Below are 21,786 nucleotides of genomic sequence, written 5' to 3' on the forward strand. Positions count from 1 at the left end.
GAGGGATCTTGTTTTTTTTGATGCATGAACCCCTCGATTGTAATAGAATAATAACGTTTCTAGGAAGGAGAATAAGCATGTCTGATAGCGATAGCGATCGTCGGCAAAGGAATTTAACAACTTATGGGCATCATAAAAATAAAAATACATTAGCTTCATCACCCATCGGCTTTGGGCGGGAATCGATTCTGCGGGCCGACTGCGAAAATTGCTTCGGACTGTGCTGTGTCGCGCTTCCTTATGCGGCTTCGGTTGACTTTGCGATCCATAAGAATGCTGGGCAGCCCTGCCCGAATCTACAGACTGATTTCCGCTGCGGCATTCACCAGAATCTCAGACAGCAGGGCTTTCGGGGTTGTACAGTATATGACTGCTTCGGTGCGGGCCAACAGGTCTCGCAAGGGACTTTCGGGGGGCAGGATTGGCGGCAGCATCCGGCTGCGGCTCAGACGATGTTCGAAGTGTTTCCGGTGATGTGGCAGCTTCATGAGCTTTTATGGTATTTGGCCGAGGTGCTGACCATCCCATCTGCACGCTCTATTCATGAGGACGTTCGGATAGCGTTAGAAGAGACGGAACAACTGACATATCTTGACGCTGACACTCTCTTGAAACTGGACGTAGCTGCACACCGGGCTGAAGTGAATAAGCTGCTCCTCCGAGCTAGCGAACTTGTAAGATCGGCAGTATTGCAATCCCTGAAGGGTTCGGCTGCTCGTCCCAAAGCCTTTAACCGGGGCGCGGATCTGATCGGGGCTAAGCTTAAAGGTGCGGACCTTCGAGCTGCCAATTTAAGAGGGGCGTACCTGATTGCCGCCGACCTTCGGGGCGCAGATTTGAGAGGAGCGGATCTCATCGGCGCGGATTTGCGGGATGCAGATCTTCGTGGGGCTGATCTTACGGATAGTATTTTTCTCACCCAGGCCCAAATCAACTCTGCGAAGGGAGACACCCACACCAAGCTGCCGACGGCTCTAGACTGCCCGGCGCACTGGTTGTCGCCTGCCTAGCAAAGAATAATCCTGTCTGAAGTCTATCTATAGTCCGCTTTGTTCAGGGATAGCCATCCCGTTAGAAATGGGATACAATGAGGGCAATGATAACTTACCGTTCGAATGAATCTTACATTTCGAAAGTTAATTAGAAAGCTAAAATGAAGCGAAATAGATGAATCCGGAGGGATTAACCATGGAAATAGGCATAAGCACTTTTGTAGAGACATCGCCGGACGTGCATACGGGTGAGGTGATGAGCCATGCTCAGCGGCTCCGCGAGGTGGTTGAGGAAATCGTATTGGCCGATAAGGTAGGCCTTGACGTATATGGCGTTGGCGAGCATCACCGCAAGGATTATGCCGCATCTTCACCGGCTGTCGTACTGGCTGCAGCAGCAGCTCAGACGAAGCGGATTCGGCTGACGAGCGCGGTTACGGTGCTGTCCTCGGATGATCCCGTGCGGGTATTCCAGGACTTCGCTACGCTTGACGGGATTTCGAACGGGCGCGCGGAGATTATGGCGGGCCGGGGGTCTTTCATCGAGTCCTTTCCGCTGTTCGGTTATAATCTGCAGGACTATGACGAGCTGTTTGACGAGAAGCTGGAACTGCTGCTCAAAATATGCGAGTCCGAGAAAGTGACGTGGAGCGGCAAGCATCGTCCGGCGATTCATAATCTGGGCGTTTATCCGCGTCCGGTCCAGAATCCGCTGCCGGTATGGATCGGCAGTGGGGGGAACCAGGAATCGGTCATCCGCGCCGGGCTGCTTGGATTGCCGCTCGTGCTGGCAATTATCGGCGGGCGCCCGATCCAGTTCGCACCGCTCGTGCAGCTGTATAAGCGGGCAGCAGCTAAGGCCGGGCATGATGTATCCAAGCTGCCGATCGCGTCGCACTCGCACGGCTTCGTCGGTGAGGATACAGATGCAGCGGCGGACAAATTCTTCCCTTCCACCCAGGCAGTCATGAACGTGATCGGCCGCGAGCGGGGATGGGGCCATTACGACCGCTCGAGCTTCGACGCCGCGCGGAGTGCGGATGGAGCGCTGTACGTCGGCGACCCGGAGACAGTGGCCCAGAAGATCATCAACTTGCGCAAGCATGTCGGGATCACCCGCTTCTTCCTGCACGTCCCGCTCGGTACGATGCCGCATGAGGATGTTATGCGGGCTATTGAGCTGTTGGGTACCGAGGTTGCTCCGCGCGTGCGCGAGGAAGTGGCCCGCTGGGAAGCGGAGAATGAGGGGAACGTTTAAATAATAAGCTTGGACACGAACATGTCCATTGACAAAACCCTAGTGAAGCCGTTATATTTAAACAAATTAATATTCTTCCAAAAGGGGAGTAGCTAATACAGCAAAGTCGTCATTTCGAAGACTGTGTCTTCCGGCTTTGTTGGCAGCAGAATTGTTGTTAGCAAGACCTTTGCCAATGTTTTTTCGGCAAGGGTCTTTTTTGATGGAAACCTTTGCCGGTCTGGCAAAGGTTTTAGTTGTTTTATAGGCTCGTAAGGGGGGATCAGGCTGTTCGATTATATCTGCATGGATGGTTTATAAGGCAAAAGGCCAACAATAGTAAAAGTAAAAAGCGGTTCAGGAGAGGAGATGGAGAATGGATTTTTCAATGTTGTTGGAATATGGCTGGGTTTTAATATTATTGGTCGCTCTGGAGGGCCTTCTAGCCGCGGATAATGCGCTGGTGCTGGCAATTATGGTAAAGCATCTGCCTGAAGCGGATAGAAAAAGAGCTTTGTTCTACGGGCTCGCGGGCGCTTTCATTTTCCGGCTCGCTTCGTTGTTTATCATTTCTTATCTGGTCGATGTATGGCAGATTCAAGCGATCGGCGCATTGTATCTGTTATTTATCGCGATCAACCACATTGTCAGAAAGGTATTCATCAAGAAGCAAGCGGCCAAGGTGGAAAAAGAGAAGAAGCAATCCGGTTTCTGGACGACGGTCATCAAAGTCGAATTAGCGGATATTGCGTTTGCGGTAGATTCGATTTTGGCAGCAGTTGCGATGGCGATGACGCTTCCGGATACGCCGCTTCCGGCGATTGGCGGCATGGATGGGGGCAAATTTATCGTTGTGTTCGCAGGGGGGCTGATCGGGTTGGTCATTATGCGGTTTGCGGCCAACCTGTTCGTGAAATTGCTGCAATCTAGACCGGGCTTGGAAATTGCCGCCTTCGCCATCGTCGGCTGGGTTGGCGTTAAACTCGCCGTTTTAACGCTGGGACATGAGGATGTAGGCATCATTTCGCATGAGTTTGCGCATTCCACGCTCTGGAAGTTGATCTTTTATTTTGTTCTTATCGTCATCGGCGCGTCGGGCTGGTTCCTCTCCAAAGAGAAGAAGCCGTCCGTGGCTGGGTCATAACACATAAGGTAAATACCGGTCTGCCAGGGATTAGAATGTGACAGATCGGCAAGGATTATGGGAACGCGGTGTCGAAGTAGGGGAACTACAAGGCAGTAGTGTATCCCATCTTTAGAAATTGGAGTGAGTACTAGAAGTGGCAACGATAGAGGATTTTTTGAAGTTGGATATTCGCATAGGTACCGTGATTAAAGCAGAGCCATTCCCGGAAGCGCGAAAACCTGCGATAAAACTAGAGATTGATTTCGGTGAGATCGGCATCAAGCGTTCTTCAGCTCAAATCACGAAAAGATATGAACCAGAGCAGCTTATAGGCCGGCAAGTGGCCGCCGTAGTCAATTTTCCAGTAAGGCGGATTGCCGGTTTTGAATCGGAAGTGCTGGTCATTGGGGGCGTTCCCGAGGAAGGTGACGTTGTGTTATTAATGCCGGATCAGCCTGTTAAAAATGGTACACCCATTGCATAAGAGCGTTTGGTCAGGGGGTTCCATTCAAGATATGGATAGCTCCGCAACAAGGCCTTAATATGGCCTGAATTTAGAAGAGCCTAGCGGTATTGCCGCTGGGCTCCATTGTTATTTTGTCCTCAGTAAAAAACTTTGCTATGCAGTATATCCAGCGCCCGCTCGATTTCTTGCAGCTCCTCCTCGGAGATATGAGCGATTCGCTCTGCAAAACGAGACTCCACGCGACCGAAGGCCTCAGTCATCATCTTCTCCCCTTGCGGGGACAGTCGAATATATTGCTTTCGCCGATCCTCTTCATCCGTCACCTTATCGCATAGCTGCTTCTCACTTAGTTTTCGGAGCTCCCGGCTCGTATTTGGCATAGAAATATGCATGCACTCACTGATTTCGCTCAGCGTTACCGGCTGGGTGATCGCAATGTATTCGAGCATTTTATATTGAAGGGGCGTTATGTCTTCGGATCTGACATCTCTTGTCATATTACTCGTTATTTCATGCATGGCTGCTGTAAAGGCCACAAATTTTTGGAACAATGCTGTCTTGTCCACAAGATCACCTCTACGATACACGATAGCAAAGTGATTATCATAAAACAATTATCATATAATAATTATCATTTGACAATAAAATGTAGTTTGTGCTACCCTTTGCTTATCAATTGATAAGTAAGGGGGCTTAGCGATGAAATTATTAATAATATACACGCATCCGAATCATCAAAGCTTGAACTATGCGTTTTTGCAGGAGGTCATCCGGGGCAGCCAGGAGAATGCGGCGATTGAAGAGGTCAGAGTACTCGATTTATACGAAGAAGGCTTCAATCCGGTCTTGATGTTCAATGAACATAAGCGTAGAAGGGATATGCATACCGATCCCGATTTAGCCCCATACAGAGATCAACTTACGTGGGCGGACAAGATCGTGTTTATTTATCCGATATGGTGGGGACGGCCTCCAGCCATGCTGCTCGGATACATTGACCAGATGTTTGCTTCGGGGTTTGCCTACAGAGATAAAGGCGGAATCTTTCCAGAGGGATTGCTGAAAGGAAAATCCGTCGTTTGCATTTCGACGATGATGGGACCGACCCATTATCCGCTGTTCTGGCTGAACAACGCCCATAAGACACTGATGCGCAAAGCGCTGTTTAACTATGTCGGCATCAAGAGGGTGAAGTTTTTTGAGTTCGGCAATATGGAGAGCTCCCGGGGTAAGCAAAAGGAGAAGCTGGAGAGGGTGTATCGGTATTTTAGGGGGTAATTTCTTCAATAACAATTAAAAAAGGGAATTGGACGCGTAAATTGGTACTGGTTCGTCTCTATGGTAAAAATGTTGAACCACTTGCTTGTTGTTATTGTAGTCCCGTGTCAAAGTATTATAAAATTTTTCTCTCAAACTGAGCCTTCTTCTTAATGCCTTTTTATAATCATCTGATCCTGTAGAGAAGGTTTTATAATATGTTAGTAAGGAATCGTAAATCTCATTGAAGTTTCCGGTGTTCGAGTGCTTTAAAGTTACTTCAAGCACGTAATTTTTGAGGGCTGTTTCAATGAACATAATATGAGGATAAAAAATTGATTTTAACTCTAGGTCAAAAGAATTGATAGCTAGTACTTGATTAAAATCCGTGTATGCAATTTTATTTGCAGGGGTATTTATAAAATGATAACCTTTATATCCATGATAATAGCCAATATTACGGAGCTTTCTTTTTTGATAACTCCCTGATATGGAAATATTATGTTGATCCCTAAGATATTTCATAAGAGAATCTATGCTCTTAATGTTAGACATAAAATCCCCTCCTAAATGAAAATTATACCATATATTAGGGGGATTACCTTATATAAAATCATAGTTTATCGTTACTCATAAAAATTGCAACAGTTGGAGGAGGAAAGTTCAGATGCTAATAAGAAAGGACAAACTTGTTAAGCTCAAGTTTGTCCTTTTCTCAAATTTAAACAAATTATTCCGCCATTTAATCACTCAATCCTCTTCCGACAACATCTCCCGAATCACCCGATAAACTTTACGTTGAGTCCGTTCATCCTGCTGAAGCATCAGATTAATACTATCCCAAACCCACTTCTTAGATTGCAGAAAGGCTTCATGTTCATTATCAAATAACTGCTCGATAGATAAATCTAAAGCAGTAATTATTTTTTCAACTGTATCAAGGCGTATGTTTTTTTCGCCGCGCTCAATTTGACCAATATAGGATGCTGTAGAGCCAATCATTTCTGCTAATTCCTCTTGTGTCCAATTTTTTGCCATGCGATGTAGTCGGAGTTTTGCACCGATTCGCTGTGTAATAGATACGGATAATTCCATAATAATTTCCACAACCTCTCTATATCAAAAGTGTAGACGAAGGAAAGAGAGGGTTGGAGTCTATTAATGCGACTGTCAAGTAAATTTAAAGTCGTATTAATATTGAAATTACCTGAGTTTTAAGGTATAATTTTCCATATACCCACAATCTTTACTTATCTGTTTTTCTACGTTGAGTTTTTATCATAACTAAATTCCCATCTTCTCGAAAGGAGGTTCTATCCATGCAACCAGCCACCACGATCCGACAGCTTTTGGAGAATTATATTCAAGGGAAAGGCCTAACGCTTCATCAATTTGCGGATTTTTCAGGTGTTAATGCCGGGACGCTTAGCAGTCTGATTAACCACCGCAAGCCGATGTCGATGCTTCAGGTCGATCGGATTAGTGCGGGCATGGGATTGGCGGAAGGCAGCTTATACGAGTTGTATGTTGAGGAGTGCCTGGTACAGTCCTCGCCCAATTGGCGCAGGCTGGGGGCGCTGCTCCGGCGCTGTGCTGAGTTGGACAAGCTAGGCTGCATCCAGCGAATCATCCATGCGATCATGGATAATTTAGCATACGCCCCGTATTTGTTTGAGCTGGCGGAGCAGTGGTATCAGGCAGGGAGGAAAGATGCGGCATCGTTGTTATACCAATGTGTCGCCGAGAGTGAGAAATACCAGCATTCCGAACGGTTGGCCCTTTGTCAGTACCGTTTATTTACGATTCATCTGAGCGATGACCGGGAGGCCAATATGAATTTGGCGGCTTCTTTTGAGCCTTACGTGGAACGCTTGGAGGAACGTGATCAACTGGATGCCCTTAAGAGCTTGGCGGATATCTATGCTGCCAATCAGCGCTGGGCTAAGGTTGAGGAGCTCGCGGAGGAACTGGGGCGTAAAGCGAGAATTCAGTATGAAATGAGTTCCGGTGCGAATTCGCGAAGCGGGCTTCCTTCTACATCCGTTCAACAAGGAATGCGAAGGCCACTGCTTTTCTATGTTCTCTATGCTTATTTGCTGCAGGCTAACGTATGCGAGGGGCGGGAAGATTACGAGCAGGCTCTTGAGTTCGTTTCGCTATATACGGAGCTGAGCTGGGTGCAGAGCTGCAGTGAGACAGAGCGCATCATGATGGAGCAGTTTAAGGAATGGGGCCGGGCCAATGCTTGTCTATATCGATTGATGGCCGGGGAACTGGAAGTATTGCCGGATTACGTGAAATACGCTGCTGCTCACGATAGCGAGCGTGTGTCGGCCCTGTTGAAAATTACGGAGGCGGCTAACCGCCATCATTTTCGAGTGGATGATATTCTGGAGCGTTTCGGCCCGCATTTGAAATTCGAGGGACGGGGGCATGCCTTCGGGAGTTATCATGCGCAAATTGCAGCCGACCAGCATGCGCGTCTGTTGTCTGAGCTGGCCGCGTACTATTTATCTACAGAACGTGCTGAGACAGGCATGAATTATATTCTGGCCTGCTTGGAGTGCTGCGCTGATTTTTACAATGAATCGGTCGTCATTAGGTGCGTGGGGTTATTTGAGAAGTATCGGGCTTGGGCCACGCCGGAAATGAAGATGAGGTATGCCAAATTAATAAGCGAGGTGCAAAGAAACCATGAGAAAAGGTAAATCCGTACTGCTGGTTGTATGTAGTCTTGTATTGATTTTGGCTGTTTCTGAAGGAGTCGGAGGTCTGGCTGGCGCCATGAATTTCGAATCCGGAATCAAACCGCTGATTCATGGCCTGGGAGGATAGGTTGTAGGGACAATTGAATAATCGTGACACGCACCCTTGGAATGTTTATTGGAGAATCTCCTTGGTTCATCCGATAAAATTCTAGAGGGTGTTTTTTGCTTCCTTTTTGGATGAGATTCGTATATATCTATTAAAAATACATATTAGACGGGTAACTCGATATAGATTACATACATAGTCGAAGAATAGCGGCAAGGGGGGAATGATGTGAGTCAGAAATATACGAACCAAAGTCAGCCTTCGGGGATTGCGGCAAGCTGGTGGATTGCGGCGACTTTCGTGCCCCTCGGGCTTACTAGTTTTGTGGCCTTTCTATATGCCGGGATCAAAGTGAAGAATCGTGTCTGGCGAAATTTCGGGTTTATGTATCTTGGGCTGCTTATAGGGGCGTTTATTATGTCCGGCTCGGGGGTCGGGGCAAGCATTGTTTTTACGATGTGGATCGTATCTATTATCCATGCCTTCACTATTCGCCAGGATTATTTGGTTCAGCTTGCTGCAAGTAAAGAGATGGAGCAGCAGAGCAATTTCAATGCTGCACCACCCTATGGCCGACCTTTGCCGCATAATATGCCGCCAGCGCCAAGGATGGTACAGCCGCCGCCTTACAATATGCCTGTACCGGGAGGTACGCCTCCTCCATTGGGTAACGTGCCACCTCCATCAGGTAGCATGCCTCCTCCGCTGGGTAACGTGCCGCCTCCATCTGGAGGTATGCCCCCACCGCAGGGTAATGTACCGCCTCCGCTAGGCGGGATGCGCCCGCCGACGGGCCATGGATCACCTTCGCCGGGAGGCATGCTCACGCCAATGGATCACGTTTCGCCGACATCCGGCACGATGCCGCCGCCGATGAAGAGGCCTCTGCTGGAGGGTAACATCATGGATATCAATACGGCATCTGAAGCTCAAATTGCCTCGCTTCCGGGAATCGGAATAATCCTCGCCAAGCGTGTCATGATGAAGCGCGAGGAGCTGGGAGAATTCAAATCCTTTGAGCACTTCTCGGATGTCATGGAGCTGAAAGAGTATACCCTTGGCCGGATCGCGCCGCTTGTTTTTTTCTCGCAAAAGGGCAATGACCATATAAATTCACCTACGTCGGGCAGGATCATCGATTATTAATATGATTTGGAGGCAGAACGCCAATGACTGTACCCGTATCAGGAACTCAATTGAAAACCAGAACTTTGCTGGCCAATCTGCTGAAGGCAAGGTTCCCTTACCTATATATTCAGACCTGGGAGGAAGACCGCATCATGTCGGTTATTCGTTCCATTGCTCAAGATATTGCGCTGATCAAGACCCCAAGGGAAGTGCTGATTTGGCGTATGACGACAGGCATCGTGGATGTGAACGGCCATTCCCGCGATGACACCAAGCAGCCTTTGAAGGCGCTGGAGTTCATTGAGAAATGCGATAGACCCAGCATTGTTGTGCTGCAGGATTTCCATATTTATTTCGGAGGTCAAGGGAGAGCAGCGGATTATCAAGTGATTCGGAAGCTGCGTGATATATTGATCCGTATTAAGCAAAACCCTAACCCGATCAATGTTATTTTTACATCGCCGTTTCTAGTCCTGCCGGAGGAGCTGCAGAAGGATATCACTATCGTTGACTTTGAACTGCCGTCCTTTAGCGAAATCAAAGCCGTACTGGATGAGATGATCGCCGTTAACGAAAATAGAGGGCGTATTCAAATCGAAGTTACGGCCGAGGAGCGGGAGCGTATCGCCAAAGCAGCGCTCGGCTTGACGCTATCGGAGGCCGAGAACGCGTTTGCCCGCGCGATGGTGGAAGACGGCCAGCTGGACATCCGGGATGTCGAGGTCATTCTTGAGGAGAAGGAGCAAATCATTAAGAAGACGGGCATTCTGGAATTCATCCGCAGCGAACTAAGAATGGAGGATGTCGGCGGCTTAGAAAACCTGAAGCGTTGGTTGACGAAGCGGAATAAGTCCTGGCTTGAGTCAGCTAGCAAATATGGCCTGCCTTCCCCTAAAGGGGTGCTGATCACAGGCGTTCCGGGCTGCGGAAAAAGCCTGATCAGTAAGTCCATTAGCTCCATGTGGCAGCTGCCTCTGCTGCGGCTCGATATTGGGAAGATCTTCAGCGGCCTTGTAGGCAGCAGTGAAGAGAACATGCGTAAGGCGATCAAGACCGCCGAAGCGATCTCGCCTTGTATATTGTGGATCGACGAGATCGAGAAGGGCTTCAGTGCGACTTCCAGCGGCGGTGACGGCGGTACATCCGCCCGTGTATTTGCCCAGTTCCTGACCTGGATGCAGGAGAAGACAAGCCAGGTGTTTGTGGTCGCGACGGCTAATAATATTGCCGGGTTACCTCCGGAGCTCATGCGGAAAGGCCGTTTTGATGAAATTTTCTTTGTTGATCTGCCGACCAAACGGGAGCGGAAGGAAATTCTGAAGGTTCATATGGGCAGACGCTTGACCCACCCGGAAGTCATTGGGGAATTCCAGTTCACGGATGAGGTGCTGGACGACTTAGCCGAAAAATGCGAGGGTTTCGTCGGAGCGGAGATCGAGCAGCTGGTCATTGATGCCTTGTTCGAAGCTTACGCGGTGGATCGTTCGATTCGATTGGAGGATTTCAAGCGGGCCATCGTCAACACGGTTCCGCTGTCGATTACCCAAGCCGAGCAAATCCGGGCGATCCGTGAATGGGCCAATGTGCGTGCAGTGACCGCGACGCCGAAGGAAGACCTGGAGGACTATGTGAAGGAGGACGCTATGTTGGACGGCGGCAATCCGGCTCCGGGCAGCCAAGATCAGGGGGACGACGACGTGCGTTTTAAACGTGGAGGAAGAACAATCGATTTTTAAGCGATCACAATACAAATAAACCGAGCAGATATAACATCTGCTCGGTTCTTTTAACATGCCGCCAGGTCATGGTATGGGGTCCCCTCCTATAAGGACTCCCGAATCACGCGCTTGTAATACAGCACCGATAGAATCGCGAAGATCGAGTAAAGCACCGTATACAGCAGCATGACTAGAATCATCGGTGTCCACAGCTCGGTGCCGAACAGGAACCAGCCTGATTTAACGGCGAAGTAGCTGTGCAGCAGTCCCACCAGGAGCGGAATGCCGAAGTTGAACAATTGTTTGGTTTGAATCCCTTTTAACAAATCTCCCTGGGTGAAGCCGAGCTTTCTTAATATCGTGTAGTTCGGCTTCTCTTCCTCGCTTTCGTCCATTTGCTTGAAGTACAGAATACAGCCGGAGGTCATCAGGAAGGTGAGACCCAGAAAGCCAACCACGAACATAATCAGTCCCATCGTCTGCTGCTGATCGCGTATAACGGCCATTTGCGAATCATTTATGCGGTACTGGCCCAGCGCCAGTTCTTCAAAGACGGCGTTCGCCTCTTTCAGTTTGGCCGGATCGGCAATATCGATCCCGATATACGCGGGGGAATCTCTTTGAATATCCGGGTCTACATCCTGCTTCAATCGCTCGAATACGGATTGGTCTACTACCGCGATCGGAAAACCGCCGGTGTAATGCCAGGAGACAGGATATTGGCGTTCAAAAGCCTGGATTTGCAGCGGAATGGACTTCTCCCGCCCCATCAGCTGGATTTCACCGCTATCTTGAATGACAAAGAAGTTTTGCATTAAGTCGTTATACCCCGTCAAGAGCGTCTCCCCTTCGGACAGATCGAGCTGATCGACCGCTGCATCACTAACAACGCTGACGAATATATTTTGGGCATCGGGTTTGATACCTTCAAAGTGGTTCTCCATAACCTGACCGAAGTTCCCTTTGACCCGGAGCACTTCAATGAACGTCTCTTGGAACGGAATGCCGCCAGAAGTCAAAGCTGCTTCGAACTTGTTCGCGTCTGCCTGAATCGTAAAGGCGAAGTCGTTAGGCACGTCGTTCTTCCCCGACTGCTCGGCAGAGTAGTAGGCAATGTAGCTGAGCGACAATAGGCCGATAGCCAGCGCCGATACCGTCGTAATAATGGTCAGCAGCAGGGCGTTGGACTTCATGCGGAACATGATCGATGACAGCGACAGAACCTCGTTGATGTTCAGGTATCCGCCTTTTTGCCTGCGAATCAGATAGAAGATGAACCGTACTGATCCCTTATAGAACAGGTACGTACCCAGAATGACCGAGCCAAGGATGCCGATCATCGCCAGGAACAGCTGCTTCATTTCAACAAAGTCTCCGCTGAACAGCCTCGTTGAAATGTAATAACCGAGTGCGATCAACGCTAAGCCGAAGATGCCGAGAATCATTTCCCACACCGAGACCTTCTTTACCTTCTCCTCAGTCGATGACATCACGCGGAAGAGGGACAGAATGCTTTGCCGCTTCATGAACGCGTAATTCATCAGCATGATGAGCACATAAATGGCCAGGAATACGATGATCGTCTGGATGAAGGCCTGGATAGAGAATCTTAGCGCTGCCCCGGACTCCACGCCGGTGATTTTAAACAAAATCATGATAATCAGCTTGGAAAAAGAAAACCCCACGAACATCCCGACCAGCATCGAACCGAAATACAGAATAAAATTCTCCGCCGTCAGGATGCGGAAGATCCGGTTCTTGGTTAGCCCGATCAGTTGGAACAGACCGATCTCTTTGCTGCGCCGCTTGATGAACAGATTGTTGGCGTATAGCAGAAATATCGACACGATGGCGACTAGCAGAACCGATCCGGCACCTATCGCCGCACTGCCCTTGACGCTTCCTTTGATTTCGTCCATGGCTGGGTCGTACTGCAGCGTGACGAAAGCGAAATAGAGCGCAACGCTGAAAATAAGGGCGAAGACGTAAAGGTAGTAGTTTTTGGCGTTCTTCCTAAGGTTGCGGAGGATAATGTAATTAATGCTCAACCTGTACCCCTCCTAGCAAGCCTTGCGTCTTCATGATGTCTTTGAAGAAAGTCTGCCTCGTCTCTTCCCCTTTATTTAACTGCGTGTAAACCTGCCCGTCCTTGATGAAAATCACCCGGCTGCAGTAGCTCGCAGCAACCGGATCATGGGTCACCATGACGATCGTCGCTTGCCGTTTCTCGTTCAGCTCATTCAGCTTGTTCAGCAAATCGGAAGCGGACTTGGAATCCAGCGCCCCCGTTGGCTCATCCGCAAAAATAATGCTCGGCTCGTGAATGAACGCCCGGGCGGCTGAGGTTCGCTGCTTCTGCCCGCCGGAAATTTCGTTCGGATATTTATCCTTCAGCTCATAAATGCCCAGCTCGGTTGCGACCGCTTGGAATTTCCGGTCTGCTTCTTTCTTAGATACTTTGGAAATCGACAACGGCAGCAGGATGTTCTCCCTCACCGTGAGCGAGTCCAATAAATTATAATCCTGAAAAATAAATCCCAAATGCCGCTTGCGGAATTCCGCCAGCTCCTTCTCCTTCATGCCCGTCATTTCCTGGCCTTCGATGAGCACGATGCCGCCACTCACCTGATCGATGGAAGAGAGGACGTTCAGCAGCGTTGTTTTCCCGGAGCCGGACGCTCCCATGATGCTCACGAATTCCCCCTGTTCGATGCTCAGATCAATTCCTTTTAATACTTCTTGTTTATTGAATTTATTGCCGTAGCTTTTATGGATTTTCGTAGCTTCCAGTATCGCCATTTCTCCACACTCCTATTATTCGGTAGCTCTATTATAAAAGGGAGCGCCTGCCACATTCCTTCGTTTCGCCGAACAAATGAACAAGGCATGTGACAATGCTGTCACATGCCTGTGCTACTCGCCTTGAATTTGCACGAACGCATTCCGCTGCGGAAAGGTAAGCCTCATCGTCGTGCCGGCTCCCGGCCTTGACTCGGCCTCGATGCGAATATGGAGCGCTTGGGCGGCCTTATTGGCTAAGTATAGTCCCATCCCCGTCGCCTTATCCTCATGATGCTTGGTCGTGGAAGTGAAGCCCTTATCGAAAATGCGGGGGAGATCGCGCGGATCAATTCCGCGCCCTTGATCCTGTACTTCCAGAACGGTGTGGTCGCCGAGGGTAAGGCTCTTCACGGAAATGTCTCCGGCCTCGCTGTACTTCACGGCATTGGTCAGCAGCTGGCGGAGAATGAAGGCGAGCCATTTGGCATCGCTAAGTATCCGGGTTGCCTCTAAATCGACGTCAAAGCCGATGCCCTTCTGCATGCACCATGACCGCAGTGTACGAATTTCTGCGAAGAGCAGAGCTTTCAAGTCGATTTCCTCGACATACATATCATTTTCCATGGACGGCATTCGCTTCTGGTGCAGCTGCTGGTCGAGCAAAAGATGGATGCGCAGCCACTCGTAGGTCAGCTGTGTTTTCAGGGGCTCTTCCTCCAGCCGCTCCAGCATGAGGTGCATAGCGGTCAGCGGCGTCTTCACCTCATGTATCCACGACAAGAGATAATCCATCTCTTCCTCAAGTGCCGTGCGGTTAAATGCAGCCTCCTGCCTGAGCCGATCCGTCTGCTGTAGGAGCAGGGTGCGGGTGGCCGTCTCGAAAGGGCGGCGGCCTTCCGCTAAGCCCGCAACGTCAAGGTGCGGCTCCCATTGCTCCAGATTTTTATAGAAGCGGGTCTCTTGATGATAACGGACGACCAAGAAAATAACGAAGATCATCGTCGATAGAAAAACGATGTAGAGCAGCGAATCCATCGGGATCTCCGAATCCAGGTAGGCCACGGATAAGGTAAGCAGCTGCAGAACGATGACGAGCAGAATCCAGCTGCGGCGTTCGATCAGGAATTTTCTAATCACGGCCATCACCTTCCTGGATCGCGATATAGCCTTGCCCGACCTTCGTTTCGATCATGCGGCCTAAATCAAGCTCGTCCAGCTTCTTGCGCAGCCGGTTCACGTTAACTGTCAGCGTATTGTCGCTGATAAAGCGCTCGTCGTCCCAGAGACTCTTGATCAGCTCTTCCCGGGTGACAATCTTGTTCTTCTGCTCGATGAGCAGCTTTAAGATGTAAATCTCATTTTTGGTCAGCTCGACCGTGCCTGCAGCATTTGTCACCGTGTTCTGCTCATAATCGACCGTCGCTCCGCACCACGTACGCAGTGAGACTGCCTCGGTATTGTAATCATAGACGCGGCGCAGGGTGGCCTGGATCTTGGCCACAAGCACCTCGAAGTGAAAAGGCTTCTGAATGAAATCATCCGCCCCCAGCTGCATGGACATGACCATGTCCGTAGGATGGTCGCGAGAAGACAGGAAGATAATCGGCACATGGGAATGGGCGCGAATCATCCGGCACCAGTGAAAGCCGTCGAACTTCGGCAGCTGGATATCGATGAGCACGAGATCGGGCTTCACCGCTGCGAACTCCTGCATTACGCTGCTGAAATCCTCGATTCCATATACATCATAGCTCCATTGCTGCAGGCGCTCCCGGATTTCGCCGAACAGGCTGGCATCGTCTTCGATCAGCATAATTTTGAACATGGCGTCACCACCATTAGTTGATTTATAACTGTTGGATATTTCCTATTCCTCACTTCATCTTCACATGAAATGCAGCGGTTGTAAATCGCTTGCGGTCGTACAAGCTGTTAAGCGCGGAGGTTATCCAACCACAACAGCCGGCTTGCTGATGATTATAGTTGATGTGGTGACCTGACCGGATAAATATAAGGGGCTGCTAATAGTTCAAATTATCTAAATGGATTTATAGTAGTTAGTTTCTGTGCCATAGAAGGGAAAGTAGATTTAAGTGTATTTCATGTCGTTAGAAGAAGGGAGATGGCCATCATGGGCTGGATTCTTGATTTTAGGTGCATAAAATCCATCTAATTCCCGGAACCATTCGTTTAGAGCGTAATTAGATACATGAATTCCATTTAGTGTGCGACTTAGTGTACATCAGCTTAGTGTACATCAGCTTAGTGTCCGACAGTTTATAAAAGAGAAGCTAAAAAAGGGGCGCCCCTTCGTCATTCTATGATGACTTTTGGGGCATCCCCTTTACATTTAAAACACCCTGCGAGCCGTAACGAACCGTTCTTTCCACTGGCCGCTGAATTCCCCAATATGTACGCCCAGTTTCTTCGAATACGTATGCAGGATCTGATTGTTCCCTGCGTAGATCCCGACATGTCCAATGTCCAGGTCACGCGCGCCGAAGAACAGCAGGTCTCCAGGACGCAGTTCGTCGATTCCGACTTCTTGGCCGACCGTCGCTTGGTTATAGGATACCCGGGGAAGCTCGATGCCCAGCGTATCCTGGAAGACGCGCTTCACAAACGAAGAGCAGTCGAACGTATTCGTCTGGTCGGGCGAAGCCCCGAATTCATACGGTGTGCCCCAGTATTGCTTGCCATAAGCAATCAGCGCTTCCCCTTGCCGTTCAATGAGCGAAGGACTCGTATAATCGGTATATTTCGGCTTGGCCGAGATGTAGCCGTGTTTCTGATCTTGAGTGCGCACCTCCAGCCAGAGGGCATCAACCTCGCGGACGACATGGACCTTCTTGCCAGTAGGAAGCAGTTCTCCTGTAGCAGAGCCGTCCGCAGTGTCCGGTCGGCTGCGCAGATTCACGCCCCAGAGAATGGTTGTCTCATAGTTCACCGGGGAGGAAATATGGACCGTTCGCGTATCCGGGGTCCACTTGACGCTGCTGCCGAGCGTTTCGCTGACAAATCGTAGCGGCACTAAGGTGTAACCGTCTGAAATCCGGCCGGGTACAGACAGGTTCACCCGTTTGCCGTTGAGATCGGCAGAGGCCTCTCCTATCCGGTAGGTGAGCGTCTGATCGTTCTTGGTTGCGGTAAGAGTCTTGCTGGCACCGTTCCAGACCAGCTTGGCGCCCTGCGCCTCGAACAGCCCGCGCATCGGGACGAGCACGGTGCCGTCCACGATTAGCGGCTCCGTTTCAGGCTCAAGCCGGCGGTCGTCCAGGAAAATGGCGATCGGTTTAGACTCCGGCTGAGCCTGGGATTGAACTTGATCCTGCGTCTGGGTAGCGGCCTGAGCGGGCGTGCCCGCCTCTGCCTGCGCAGGAGCGGCATACAGCAGAGACGCTGCAAGCACGAGCAGCAGCAAGTTTTGATTTTTTTTCATATGTCCATCACCTTGTTGTTTGTTATGTTCATATAATTGGACGAGGACAAGCTGGATTAGTTGTGTACCATTTATTTCCGGACGCCAACGAATATAGGATAGTTAAAAGATAGAAAATCATCCGAAAACAGGATAGGTATTCTTCGGAAAGTGTTTATTTTTTCAATAAAAAGTCAACCTGATTCACGCAAATCCTCTAACCCGGGAAAATTCCTCCGATGCTATATTGAACTTGGAAGCGGATTCCACATATTTGAGGAGGGCGGACTAGTGAAGAAAAAGCAGGTTGTATTCAATCGCCAACGGTATGTAGGCGGGAAGCAAATGATGCTGTTGTTCTTGGTGGTGCTGCTGTCTGTAGGATGCGTTCCGTGGTCTAAGGATGCCCGGGCGCAGGGGACGGCCATAACGAATGACGTTGGTGCTATCCCTGCCAATACGTTAAGAGTTCATTACCAAAGAGCGGATCATCAGTTCGAGAACTATGGGCTCTGGTTATGGGGAGATGTAGCGACGCCATCGGAAACAGCGGGAGCGTGGCCTACAGGGGCAATTTCTTTTCAGGCTGCTCAGACGACTGGCTACGGAGCGTATGTAGACATTCATCTCCAAGAGAAGGCCAGTAAAGTTAATTTCATAGCAGTCAACAAGAAGACAGGGGATAAAGACGGGAATGAGAAAACAGTGGTGTTAAGTGCTCCGGAAATGAACGAGGTGTGGATCAAACAAGGGTCGGATGAAGTATTTCTGTGGGAGCCGGTGAATTTGCCCGAGAACACGATCCGAATTCACTATCAGAGGGCGGATCAGGATTATAGCTCCTGGGGATTATGGATGTGGGATGACGTAGAGACGCCTTCGGAGGCGGCGGGGAGCTGGCCTGTGGGGGCTGCGGCTTTTTCCAATAGTCAGGTCGACCGGTACGGCGCTTATATCGATGTTAAGTTTAAAAAGGGCGCGGGCAAAATCAGCTTCCTGGTCGTTCGCCGCACGGACGGCGAGAAAGACGGCGCTGAGAGATCATTCGCCCAGCTTGGCGATGTCCAGCATTTGTTCCTTAGAGAAGGAAATCCAGCCGTTCATACATCGCCGTACATTACAAACGTAGGGGAGAGCAAGGCATATTTCCCCGATTGGTCGAAGGATTCCACCATTTATGAAGTGAATGTCAGACAGTATACTGCGGAAGGCACCTTCCGGGCGTTCGAAGCGCATCTCCCGCGATTAAAGGAGCTGGGCGTGGAGATTCTGTGGTTTATGCCGATCCATCCCATATCGAAAGAGAAGCGCGTCGGTACATTAGGTTCTTATTATGCCGTCGCTGATTATAAAGCGGTGAATCCCGAATTCGGCACGCTGGAGGATTTCAAGCGTTTGGTTCAGAAAGCGCATGAAATGGACTTCAAGGTCGTACTCGACCTGGTGGCTAACCATACCGGATGGGATCATCCATGGCTGCGGAATAAGGACTGGTACGTAACGGATAGCCAGGGCAACGTTGTGTCCCCGGAGGGCTGGTCGGACGTGGCTCAGCTCAATTACGCCAATTCCGATATGCGGGCGGCTATGATTGATGCCATGACCTATTGGGTTCGGGAAGCCGATATTGACGGATACCGCGCGGATTATGCGGCCGGCGTGCCGCAGAACTTCTGGGAGGCGGCGAGAAGGGAGCTGGATCGGATCAAGCCTGTCTATATGCTGGCCGAGGACGATACCCAGTACGGCTTGCTGTCCGAAGCGTTTAACGCGAACTATGGGTGGGATCTTTTTTATAACATCATGAAGGGCCTACCTAGCGGCGAAAAAGGCGCAAAAGATATTCAAGCTTATATCGACCGCAGCAAGCAGCTGTATCCTAAGGGCTCCTATCCGATGCATTTCACGACGAATCACGATACGAACTCCTGGGAGGGCACGACCGCGGAAATGTTCGGCGAAGCCGCGGCAATGATGGACATTCTCTCCTTCACACTGCCGGGAATGCCGCTGATTTATTCCGGGCAGGAGGCCGGGTTGGATAAGAGGCTGGCGTTTTTTGAAAAAGACGAGATCCCATGGAACGACCTGACGATGCAGTCCTTCTATGAGAAGCTCATTCGCCTCAAGAAGCAGAACCCTGCGCTTTGGAACGGCAGCGAAGGCGGAGAAGTCGAGTTCCTAGGCAGCTCCGATTCACGCGTTCTCGCGTTTGCTAGGGAGAAGGACAGCAATAAAGTAGTGATCGTGCTTAACCTGTCTGGAGACCGCGTCTCGACGGTGGTGGATGGAGGTTCGGCGCAGGGATCGTATCAGTCGTATTTTGACGGGAAGACCGTCCAGCTTCAACCCCAGCAAGCTTTTGAGCTTGCCCCGTGGGAGTATCGCATATTCACTAAATAACATGAAGTACCGGACTTTCCTGTAGCGCAGACAACCGCGCACGGGGAAGTCTTTTTTAATGGCACTATTCCGGTATGTTTATAAGACTAAACTCCTGATTTCAAAAATATCCTTCGAAATATAGTTATTTCTTCCGATATTAAAATAAGACAACGGTTACAAAATCAGGATGAAGTCATCGGTTGCCCAAACTCAATTGATCCATAAGAACTAGGAATTATGGGTACCCGATTGCTGTGCCCTGATTTTTTGCTGTGTCTGAAAAGAAAGATGAGGGAGATTTAAGCGATGAGGAAAAGGAAGGCATTGGAGAGATGGGGCGTTATCCCTCTCCTAGTAATCGCTGTTGCGGCAGGAAACGGAGGCGTGCAATTGACTCCGGGAAAAGCTTGGGCTGAGGGGACGAGCTCGCAGAGCGCCTCGGCAGCTGCAGCAACGACAACAGCCATGCCCGCGGCATTGATGTCGGCGGCAGGGGGGATTAGCCAATCTCACTATAGTGTCTCCGGCGGCCATGTTGTCTGGTTGAATACGGAGAGCAATGGGGAGCGGCAAATTTACGCCCGTAACGAAGCTACGGGGGAAGAAAAGGCGCTGACGAGCCGCAGTTCGCCTAAGGATGTTCCTGTCATCAAGGGAGCAACTGTGGTATGGGCGGACAAAGGAAATCAGGATCTTTCCTCGGAATACTGGGACATTTACAGCTATGACCTTCTAACTGGCATCGAGAAGAAGCTTAATAATTACAACGGAAAGTATGCCAATCCGTCGGTGGACGGAAGGGCGGCTGTTTGGTCGGAACAGCGCCAGTATGAGCAGATGATCTACCACGATTTGATCACTGGGGCCGAAACCTCGCTGGGGGAAGGGCGTTATCCCGTACTCAGCAATGGGTTTGTCGTTTACAAAAATGCCCGCGATGGAGGATTAAGCGTACTGGAGCTGAGCAGCGGGGTTACGCGCTCGCTCATTGATCTCGGCGGGGACAGCTATGTCGATTGGTTCGTAACGAATGGGGAATATGTGCTGTGGAAACAGAAGAATGGCTCAAAGGAAAGCAAATTTGCCATAGCGGCACTGAATCATACAATGGTTACACCTCAAGATCTCACTACGATGAGCGTTAAGGCGGAGGAGTATGCCTTTATGTCAATCGGCGATACCCAGGCGGTATTCCTGGAGCACGAAGGCGGCCGAGCCGTACTTAAGGGAGTTGGATTATCCACGGGCCGGGTGTATTCAATCGGCGAAGCCGATGCAAACAAGAAATATATAGGCTTAGCGGGCGATCGTCTGGTTTACCGCTCCGCAGACGGAACGCTGGGCTCGATGAACTTGGCTGGCGGGGTTCCATCAGAAGGGGGTCCGGGTTCTTCTGGTTCATCTTCAGCGGGATTGCCGTCATCGGGAGCAGCAGGAAGTCCGGCGGATTCGCAAGGAGAGACGGTCAGCAAGTTTACGGTGGGCGCTGATGGCGGAAGCTTCAGCACTACAGATGGCCGGGTTCGGCTGGATGTAGCTGCAGGAACTTTTGCTTCAGCAACCGAGCTGAATATAGGCGAACTGGATGCATCTCAATTCACCTTAAAGGATAAGTCCGGCCGTACGTTGGAGGCGGCAGGCTCGGCTTGGCGTATACAAGCCTTGGCTGACTTTGGCAAGGCAGCACAGCTTACCTTAGCTTTTGGGGAAGGCGATTATTGGTTGGAGCATCGCGAGAAGCTGGGCATTTATCAGTACGATGAGACACTTGGATACTGGTCCTATGTCGGCGGAGTGACGAACAGCGGCCATGCAGATGAACGGTATGTCCGCGCTCCGATTACATCCTCCGGGGTATATGCTGTATTGCTGCGCAATGTGAGCTTTGGAGATGTTGCTGCGGAGCATTGGGCTTCCGGGTCGATCGAGGTGCTGGCAGCACGCGGCATTGTTGATGGTATAAGCGCAGATACGTTTGCGCCTAAGGGGACCTTGACGCGCGCTCAGTTTAGCAAAATGCTGGCAGGTGCGGTCGGCATTTCGCCGGTATTCCCTGAACAGCCGACGTTCCAGGATGTTAAGGCAGAGAAATGGAGCTATGGCTGGGTGGAGGCCGCTGCAGCGGCAGGTCTCATTAAGGGAGAGCAGGGCCGCTTTAGGCCGGATGATGCGCTCACTCGCGAAGAGATGATGGCGATGCTGGTTCGAGCCATCGAAGCCCGGCAGGAAGGCGAGGCGCTGCAGCAAACGAAGCAGGGAACACAGCTGTTGCAGTTTGCAGACCATGCGAAAGTCAGCAGATGGGCGAAGCCGCATGTTGAGAAGGCGCTGGCGATGCAGCTCGTAAAAGGCAGCGGGAATCAATTGCATCCGCAGCAGATTTCAACGCGGGCAGAGGCCGCCGCGGTGATTTATCGTCTTATGGAGCAATTGCAGCTCTTGTGATGATTCTATTACGAATTGA

19 protein-coding genes are annotated in these 21,786 nt (G+C 50.3%); 11 read left to right on the forward strand and 8 right to left on the reverse strand.

What is annotated here, in order from left to right; translation table 11 throughout:
• Positions 1-77 precede the first annotated feature (77 nt).
• The 4 genes from ACYUJT_RS15560 to csaA all read left to right on the forward strand — a co-directional run bounded on the left by ACYUJT_RS15560 (position 78) and on the right by csaA (position 3,839).
• On the forward strand, positions 78-1,010 hold the full coding sequence (locus ACYUJT_RS15560) for a pentapeptide repeat-containing protein (RefSeq protein WP_460323784.1): 933 nt from the start codon (positions 78-80) through the stop codon (positions 1,008-1,010).
• Positions 1,011-1,188: 178 nt separating this feature from the next.
• Positions 1,189-2,250 (forward strand): LLM class flavin-dependent oxidoreductase, encoded by a 1,062-nt coding sequence (locus ACYUJT_RS15565; RefSeq protein WP_460323786.1) that lies wholly within the window; start codon positions 1,189-1,191, stop codon positions 2,248-2,250.
• A 355-nt stretch (positions 2,251-2,605) separates the two neighbouring features.
• Positions 2,606-3,373: a TerC family protein gene (locus tag ACYUJT_RS15570; RefSeq protein ID WP_460323788.1), complete on the forward strand. Its 768-nt coding sequence runs from the start codon at positions 2,606-2,608 to the stop codon at positions 3,371-3,373.
• 136 nt (positions 3,374-3,509) lie between these two features.
• On the forward strand, positions 3,510-3,839 hold the full coding sequence (gene csaA, locus ACYUJT_RS15575; protein ID WP_460323790.1) for a chaperone CsaA: 330 nt from the start codon (positions 3,510-3,512) through the stop codon (positions 3,837-3,839).
• Positions 3,840-3,958: 119 nt separating this feature from the next.
• Here the strand turns inward: csaA and ACYUJT_RS15580 are convergent, their stop codons facing one another.
• A complete protein-coding gene (locus ACYUJT_RS15580; protein ID WP_460323792.1) occupies positions 3,959-4,387 on the reverse strand; it encodes a MarR family winged helix-turn-helix transcriptional regulator in 429 nt (142 codons plus the stop codon).
• A 133-nt stretch (positions 4,388-4,520) separates the two neighbouring features.
• On the opposite strand from ACYUJT_RS15580, the gene ACYUJT_RS15585 reads away from it, so the two are divergent.
• Positions 4,521-5,099, forward strand: a complete 579-nt coding sequence (locus tag ACYUJT_RS15585) for an NAD(P)H-dependent oxidoreductase (RefSeq protein WP_460323794.1) — start codon at positions 4,521-4,523, stop codon at positions 5,097-5,099.
• 15 nt (positions 5,100-5,114) lie between these two features.
• Here the strand turns inward: ACYUJT_RS15585 and ACYUJT_RS15590 are convergent, their stop codons facing one another.
• On the reverse strand, positions 5,115-5,633 hold the full coding sequence (locus ACYUJT_RS15590) for an Abi family protein (protein ID WP_460323796.1): 519 nt from the start codon (positions 5,631-5,633) through the stop codon (positions 5,115-5,117).
• 195 nt (positions 5,634-5,828) lie between these two features.
• Positions 5,829-6,173 (reverse strand): helix-turn-helix domain-containing protein, encoded by a 345-nt coding sequence (locus tag ACYUJT_RS15595; protein WP_460323798.1) that lies wholly within the window; start codon positions 6,171-6,173, stop codon positions 5,829-5,831.
• 224 nt (positions 6,174-6,397) lie between these two features.
• Here ACYUJT_RS15595 and ACYUJT_RS15600 point away from each other — a divergent pair, with 224 nt between their 5' ends.
• From ACYUJT_RS15600 to ACYUJT_RS15615, 4 genes are all read left to right on the forward strand, one after another.
• The gene (locus tag ACYUJT_RS15600) at positions 6,398-7,786 is read left to right on the forward strand and encodes a transcriptional regulator (protein WP_460323800.1); all 1,389 of its coding nucleotides are present in this window, start codon (positions 6,398-6,400) and stop codon (positions 7,784-7,786) included.
• Positions 7,773-7,913, forward strand: a complete 141-nt coding sequence (locus tag ACYUJT_RS15605) for a hypothetical protein (protein WP_460323802.1) — start codon at positions 7,773-7,775, stop codon at positions 7,911-7,913. Before ACYUJT_RS15600 ends, ACYUJT_RS15605 begins: the two co-directional genes overlap by 14 nt.
• A 207-nt stretch (positions 7,914-8,120) precedes the next feature.
• Positions 8,121-9,038 carry a ComEA family DNA-binding protein gene (locus ACYUJT_RS15610; protein WP_460323804.1) on the forward strand — a complete coding sequence of 306 codons (918 nt, stop codon included), beginning with the start codon at positions 8,121-8,123 and terminating at the stop codon, positions 9,036-9,038.
• 23 nt (positions 9,039-9,061) lie between these two features.
• On the forward strand, positions 9,062-10,756 hold the full coding sequence (locus tag ACYUJT_RS15615; protein ID WP_460323806.1) for an AAA family ATPase: 1,695 nt from the start codon (positions 9,062-9,064) through the stop codon (positions 10,754-10,756).
• 86 nt (positions 10,757-10,842) lie between these two features.
• On the opposite strand, the gene ACYUJT_RS15620 is transcribed toward ACYUJT_RS15615, so the two are convergent.
• The 5 genes from ACYUJT_RS15620 to ACYUJT_RS15640 all read right to left on the reverse strand — a co-directional run bounded on the left by ACYUJT_RS15620 (position 10,843) and on the right by ACYUJT_RS15640 (position 16,958).
• Complete coding sequence (locus ACYUJT_RS15620; protein ID WP_460323808.1) at positions 10,843-12,786, reverse strand: FtsX-like permease family protein; 1,944 nt, start codon at positions 12,784-12,786, stop codon at positions 10,843-10,845.
• Positions 12,776-13,537 carry an ABC transporter ATP-binding protein gene (locus ACYUJT_RS15625; protein WP_460323810.1) on the reverse strand — a complete coding sequence of 254 codons (762 nt, stop codon included), beginning with the start codon at positions 13,535-13,537 and terminating at the stop codon, positions 12,776-12,778. Before ACYUJT_RS15625 ends, ACYUJT_RS15620 begins: the two co-directional genes overlap by 11 nt.
• A 114-nt stretch (positions 13,538-13,651) precedes the next feature.
• The gene (locus ACYUJT_RS15630) at positions 13,652-14,656 is read right to left on the reverse strand and encodes a sensor histidine kinase (RefSeq protein ID WP_460323812.1); all 1,005 of its coding nucleotides are present in this window, start codon (positions 14,654-14,656) and stop codon (positions 13,652-13,654) included.
• Positions 14,649-15,344 carry a response regulator gene (locus ACYUJT_RS15635; RefSeq protein ID WP_460323814.1) on the reverse strand — a complete coding sequence of 232 codons (696 nt, stop codon included), beginning with the start codon at positions 15,342-15,344 and terminating at the stop codon, positions 14,649-14,651. Before ACYUJT_RS15635 ends, ACYUJT_RS15630 begins: the two co-directional genes overlap by 8 nt.
• Positions 15,345-15,869: 525 nt before the next feature.
• Positions 15,870-16,958 carry a stalk domain-containing protein gene (locus tag ACYUJT_RS15640; protein ID WP_460323816.1) on the reverse strand — a complete coding sequence of 363 codons (1,089 nt, stop codon included), beginning with the start codon at positions 16,956-16,958 and terminating at the stop codon, positions 15,870-15,872.
• Between the two features lie 270 nt (positions 16,959-17,228).
• On the opposite strand from ACYUJT_RS15640, the gene ACYUJT_RS15645 reads away from it, so the two are divergent.
• A complete protein-coding gene (locus tag ACYUJT_RS15645; RefSeq protein WP_460323817.1) occupies positions 17,229-19,340 on the forward strand; it encodes a pullulanase-associated domain-containing protein in 2,112 nt (703 codons plus the stop codon).
• Between the two features lie 288 nt (positions 19,341-19,628).
• A complete protein-coding gene (locus ACYUJT_RS15650; RefSeq protein ID WP_460323819.1) occupies positions 19,629-21,767 on the forward strand; it encodes an S-layer homology domain-containing protein in 2,139 nt (712 codons plus the stop codon).
• The last annotated feature ends 19 nt before the right edge of the window (positions 21,768-21,786 follow it).

This window comes from Paenibacillus sp. YSY-4.3 (assembly GCF_054767475.1).

Excerpts from the sequence above, each read along its gene's own strand:
- ACYUJT_RS15560 (WP_460323784.1), top strand. The coding sequence starts at position 78 with ATGTCTGATAGCGATAGCGATCGTCGGCAAAGGAATTTAACAACTTAT.
- ACYUJT_RS15565 (WP_460323786.1), top strand. The coding sequence starts at position 1,189 with ATGGAAATAGGCATAAGCACTTTTGTAGAGACATCGCCGGACGTGCAT.
- ACYUJT_RS15570 (WP_460323788.1), top strand. The coding sequence starts at position 2,606 with ATGGATTTTTCAATGTTGTTGGAATATGGCTGGGTTTTAATATTATTG.
- ACYUJT_RS15585 (WP_460323794.1), top strand. The coding sequence starts at position 4,521 with ATGAAATTATTAATAATATACACGCATCCGAATCATCAAAGCTTGAAC.
- ACYUJT_RS15590 (WP_460323796.1), bottom strand. The coding sequence starts at position 5,633 with ATGTCTAACATTAAGAGCATAGATTCTCTTATGAAATATCTTAGGGAT.
- ACYUJT_RS15595 (WP_460323798.1), bottom strand. The coding sequence starts at position 6,173 with ATGGAATTATCCGTATCTATTACACAGCGAATCGGTGCAAAACTCCGA.
- ACYUJT_RS15600 (WP_460323800.1), top strand. The coding sequence starts at position 6,398 with ATGCAACCAGCCACCACGATCCGACAGCTTTTGGAGAATTATATTCAA.
- ACYUJT_RS15605 (WP_460323802.1), top strand. The coding sequence starts at position 7,773 with ATGAGAAAAGGTAAATCCGTACTGCTGGTTGTATGTAGTCTTGTATTG.
- ACYUJT_RS15615 (WP_460323806.1), top strand. The coding sequence starts at position 9,062 with ATGACTGTACCCGTATCAGGAACTCAATTGAAAACCAGAACTTTGCTG.
- ACYUJT_RS15625 (WP_460323810.1), bottom strand. The coding sequence starts at position 13,537 with ATGGCGATACTGGAAGCTACGAAAATCCATAAAAGCTACGGCAATAAA.
- ACYUJT_RS15635 (WP_460323814.1), bottom strand. The coding sequence starts at position 15,344 with ATGTTCAAAATTATGCTGATCGAAGACGATGCCAGCCTGTTCGGCGAA.
- ACYUJT_RS15640 (WP_460323816.1), bottom strand. The coding sequence starts at position 16,958 with ATGAAAAAAAATCAAAACTTGCTGCTGCTCGTGCTTGCAGCGTCTCTG.
- ACYUJT_RS15650 (WP_460323819.1), top strand. The coding sequence starts at position 19,629 with ATGAGGAAAAGGAAGGCATTGGAGAGATGGGGCGTTATCCCTCTCCTA.